Genomic DNA, 1,751 nt, shown 5'->3' with positions numbered 1-1,751 from the left:
TCGGGCAAGGCCGAAGCGGGCAGCAAGGTGACGGTGACGAATCCGGACGGCACGTCGGAGACGACCACGGCCGGCGCTGACGGCAGCTACTCGGTGACGACGCCGGTGAACCAGCCGAGCGGCAACGTCGTGGCGCATGCCACGGACGCGGCTGGCAACACCAGCCCGGATACGACCGTGTCGTACAAGGACATCACGCCGCCGGCTGCGCCGAGCGTGAACGTGGCGACCAATCCGGACGGCAGCCTGACGGTGTCAGGCAAGGCCGAAGCGGGCAGCAAGGTGACGGTGACGAATCCGGACGGCACGTCGGAGACGACCACGGCCGGCGCTGACGGCAGCTACTCGGTGACGACGCCGGCGCATCAGCCGACCGGCGACGTGATCGCGCACGCCACCGACGCAGCGGGCAACACCAGCCCGGACACGTCGGTCCACTACGTCGACACGATCCCGCCGTCGGCGACGGCGGCGATCAGCGGCATCACGACCGACACGGGCGTGGTTGGCGACTTCATCACCGCCGACCAGACCCTCATCGTCAGCGCGACGGTGACGGGTACGCTCAACCGGGGCGAAAAGGTGCAGATCTCGGTCGACGGCGGCGTGACGTGGCACGACGCAACGCTCTCGAGCGGCAACACCTACGTGTTCGACAACACGGCGAACGTACTGCCTTCTGGCACCTACACGTTCGAAGCGCGTGTGATCAATACGTCGGGCCTCTACAGCACGCCGGGCATCCAGAAGGTCGTGATCGACACGTCGGCAATGGTGGCCCTCTCGATCGATTCGATCACGGAGGACACGGGCGTCAGCGCGACGGACTTCATCACGAGCGACAGCACGCTGGTGTTCCACGGCTCGCTGGGCACGCAGCTCGATGCGGGTTCGAGCGTCCAGATCAGTCTTGACGGCGGCGCGACGTGGCACACGGCGTCGGTGTCGGGAACCTCGTGGACCTACGACAACACCGCGAACAAGATGGCGGACGGCACGTACGACGTGCAGGTCAAGATCGTCAACGCGGCAGGCTCGACGCTGCAGACCGCGCACCAGAACGTCGTGATCGACACGCAGCCGCCTTCGGCTGCGGAAACGGTCACGATCGGCGCGATCACGGTGGATACGGGTGTCAGCTCGAGCGACTTCATCACGAGCGACACCACGCTCGTGTTCAGCGGCTCGCTCGGCACCGCGCTCGCAGCAGGCGACGGCGTGCGCATCAGCCTCGACGGCGGCGCAACCTGGTCGATGGCATCGGCTTCGGGCAAGACGTGGCTGTTCGACAACACGTCCACGTCGCTGGCCGCGGGCACCTATACGGTGATCGCGCAGGTGATCGATCAGGCCGGCAACGTTGGCCAGAGCGCGACCCAGACCGTCGTGATCAAGACGTCGACGACTGCGCCGACGGTCTCGCTGACGCCGAATGCCGACGGCACGCTGACGGCATCGGGCGCGGCGGAGTCGGGCAGCAAGGTGACGGTGACCTGGCACGACGGCAGCACCACCAGCGCGACGGCCGACGCATCGGGCCACTACACGGTGACCTCGTCGACGCCGCAGACGACGGGCACGCTGAGCGCCACGGCTTCGGATGTGGCAGGCAACGTCAGCACGCCGACCCAGGCGACCTGGACGGATACGACGCCGCCGCTCGCGCCGAGCGTGAACGTGGCGACGAATCCGGACGGCAGCCTGACGGTGTCGGGCAAGGCCGAAGCGGGCAGCAAGGTGACGGTGACGAA

Annotated in this window: 1 protein-coding gene; it reads left to right on the top strand. The window is 67.6% G+C overall.

Annotated features, from left to right (window positions below; all coding sequences use genetic code 11):
- Positions 1–1,751: Ig-like domain-containing protein (locus tag VSR34_RS37850; RefSeq protein ID WP_342965169.1), on the top strand; the 1,751-nt coding region annotated here is incomplete at both ends.

The organism is Paraburkholderia sp. JHI2823, from assembly GCF_038900695.1.
GTDB lineage: Bacteria > Pseudomonadota > Gammaproteobacteria > Burkholderiales > Burkholderiaceae > Paraburkholderia > Paraburkholderia mimosarum.
This window is presented reverse-complemented; position numbering and strand designations above follow the sequence as displayed.